This is a genomic window from Mesorhizobium argentiipisi (SeqCode) (genome assembly GCF_037179585.1).
Taxonomy (GTDB): domain Bacteria; phylum Pseudomonadota; class Alphaproteobacteria; order Rhizobiales; family Rhizobiaceae; genus Mesorhizobium; species Mesorhizobium argentiipisi.
The window spans coordinates 1-3,127 of the sequence record NZ_JAPYKO010000070.1 but is presented as its reverse complement, the minus strand read 5'-3'; the positions used below and the strand labels follow the sequence as shown (position 1 = coordinate 3,127).

General features: G+C 59.5%; 1 protein-coding gene and 1 pseudogene. One reads left to right on the top strand and one right to left on the bottom strand.

All coding sequences use genetic code 11. The annotated features are described in order from the left end of the window. Positions 1–2,014: 2,014 nt before the first annotated feature. Positions 2,015–2,197, top strand: a complete 183-nt coding sequence (locus tag O7A05_RS33900) for a CsbD family protein (RefSeq protein ID WP_140847805.1) — start codon at positions 2,015–2,017, stop codon at positions 2,195–2,197. Positions 2,198–2,682: 485 nt separating this feature from the next. Here O7A05_RS33900 and O7A05_RS33895 read toward each other — a convergent pair. Then, a pseudogene (locus tag O7A05_RS33895) lies at positions 2,683–3,127 on the bottom strand (hypothetical protein); the annotation flags it as partial.

The window sequence follows — 3,127 nt, the reverse complement described above, 5'->3', positions numbered from 1 at the left end:
GACGCTCTAAAGCCTAGAGACCTCACCTATTTCGTCCCCCGGGTCAGTTCTGGTGATTTTCAACAGCAAGAATGTTCGACCCTGGTTCAGGTTCCGGCCGGGCATGCAGCGAGTGCCGGACCTGCGCTTCGTCCGGCGTTCCTTCTCCAGCCGCGCCATCGATCGGAGCGCTGCATCCTTTGCGGGCAATCGTGGCGGATCGATTTGGTCTCAGTGTTTCTTGTTAAATGCAGCGGCGGCCTTGTTGGTAGGCATTCTTGGCCAGCCGACTCTGCGTTTCACCAACACCTCCAGGGGCGGAGACATTTTCAGCATGCCGAAACGGCACGCTGACATTGACCGGTGATATTCTTGCGCCGGTTTATTCGGGCTCACCTTGAATTTCTCCGCGCGTGAGATCCGCAGCTGGGACGTGCCGATGACGATCGGCTCGATGGAGGCGCAAGGACGGCGCAGGCGCCGTTATATCGCTGCAGCGCGGCTTCCACCTGCTCGATTTCGCCAGCGCCGAGGTGACGCTCATCCACGATCCCGAGCCGGACAGACCGATGAACCGGCTCAACAACGCCAAGGTCGACCGGCTAGCCCTTCTTCGCCGGCTCCACGGACACGATGAAGAGGGGCCTTCCGGCGCCCTCTACAGCTGGACCGGATTTTTCAGTCACTAAGATCGATACCGGGATCTCCAACGGGCCCTGCTGGAGCCCCGACGACTGAACCTTCTATTTTGCCGACGCCTGGACCGGCGAAATCTGGGCCTATGACTATGGGATCGCCACGGGGTCGCCACCAATCGGCCCACCCTCTATGTAACCTCGATGTCCAAGCCGCCATTGCCGCGCTTTCCCGGCGACGGCGGTTTGCGCGCAGTCTGTTTGCCACCACCGGCCTCGGCGGACGATAGACATGACTGGGGGCTGATACGATTTGCCTTAAGCATCCATTGGACGGTAAGCCGGAGCCGTCCGCTGCCTAGTAGTCTCAGGTCGCCCTATCGGTGAGCGGCGTCTTGCGCGTGGGCGGCACATAGCGCGTTCTTACGATAACTGCGTCGACGTCTGCGGTCACAGCTATTCCAAGATGCACGGTGACCCTGCCCCCACTGACATGGGTGACCTCGCCGACGAGCTCGATCGGCTGCCCCTTGCTGACCTTCGATGTTCGGTCAACGATCGAATGCGGGTGGTTGTAGGTCGAGATCGAGACGCTTACGCGATCGTCGGTGACCGCCGGCGCACAGTCGCGGTGATGACGACCTCGTCACCGATGTTGAATGAACCCTTAGCCCTGAAACGATTCTGGAGCGAAGGACGGCTTAGTCAAGCAATCACTAATGGAATGTCAGGCCCCGGGCAAAGTTGACCACCAAGCGTCACGCGCTTGGGCTGCTCCACCGCGAACCGCCGGTTGGACTGTAACCGCAACCAGGCCCACACTGGAAATGCTGCTCCGCAGGAGACCCGCTCGAGAGCCCGTTTCAATGCTTGCCCCTCTCGAAGTGACCGGCGCCGTTGCTGTTGGGGAAATACCCGGCGCCGGCCCGACGAATCAGAAGAATTGCCGCAGGATCAGCTTCCCCACCGCGACACAAAAGATAACAGCCTAAGGGCTGCGATGCTGCTTCTTGGTCGGGTGCCTTGCCATCCGCCTCGATCAAGATACCAGACCACGATCCGCTCCGCGGGTTTCCTCTCTGTGGTTCATGGTCCAGCGGCAAGCGCCACGACTTGAGGGATGCTCCGGATACTTGCGCCGCGTTCCGGTCTGCGTTTGTCTACGGCGCTATTTCAATCATCATACTCGAAAACAGCTCCGATATCCGCCGGATGCACTCAACCTATCTAACGCGCAGGGGAACGGCCGCCTGGGGCGTCAGTTCCCAGCAGAACGATTAGAGGAAGCGCTAGGTGGGCCAAGCGCGGCGGTGGCGAGCCGATTATGCAAATGCGCCGTTTGGACTAGGAACATTCCGGCTTACCCCACGTTGGGTTGTCCGAGATAGAGGAGCGCGATGATGCACAAGGACGAAGTAAAAGGATCTGCCAAGAAACTGCGCGGCGAGGTCAAGGACAAGATCGGCAAGGCTACAGGTGACGACAAGCTCCGCGCCGACGGGGCGGCTGACAAAGCCGAGGGCACGCTGCAAAAGGGCGTGGGCAAGGCAAAGGACGCTGTCCGCGACGCTTTGAAGGACTAAGCATCGGATCAGCCCGCTCCGTCGCTGCAAAGCTCCTATCGAAAGCGCGGCGGCGTTCTCCACCGTCGCAATGAATCAAAGGTGCAAGCCTGTATGGCGCGACACCCCACGGGAAAGGCTGGGCCGAGCGGCTGAACCCTGGCCTGATTAGCAGGCTGTGTCGAGGCGGTCTTCGGCCAAACCGTTTTTGGGTGCATCTATCAAAGGATAATTGCCGACCCCGCCAAATACCGCATCTCTCGCATGTTCAACCTGGCATGGAGTGCGAAGATATTCATCTGCGGCAGGTGGCATGCGTCAGCAGTGACCGCCCGGCAGGAAACCCACAAAACAGGGTGTCCCGGCAAGACGGTACCTTGTGACCACTGCGGGGGGAGGGTGCGCCACGGACCTTTCTTGCAATCGGTTAAATGACTGTTGAGGATGCCAACCTGAGCGGCGATCGCAGCAAGCTCCCTTTACCTGAGGGCGTGACGTTAGGGACGTCAGCTACGATCCTGCTCTGACCAATCGCGTTGCAGCGATCCCTGAAGCTGTTTCCGAAATGTCGCATCACCGATCAGCGTTCCAAATCCTTTTCGTCGACGCGGCGGTGGAGGTGGTCCACCGACTTCTCCCAAACGAGGACGAAGCCGCCATTCTGCGGTCTGTCTTGCCAAATAGACTTGCACTCGACCTCTCGCTGTCGAGAGCGAGCCGTGCGAAGCCGCGTTAGTTGCTAGTTCATGAATGAACAGCGCCAACAGCTGGACAGAATGTGCTGCGAGAGCACCGTCGGGTCCGTCCAGCAGAGCGCGACTGGCTTGACGTGCTCCCCTGAAATGTCCTCGCTTTGAGGATAGCCTGTCATCCGGATGAGGAGACAGGGCAATGAAGCGATCGAGATTTTCCGACGAACAGATCATCGGCATTTTGAAGGAGCACCAGGCG

Bases quoted from the DNA above. Each gene is read 5' to 3' on its own strand.
- O7A05_RS33900 (WP_140847805.1), top strand. From the start codon at position 2,015: ATGCACAAGGACGAAGTAAAAGGATCTGCCAAGAAACTGCGCGGCGAG.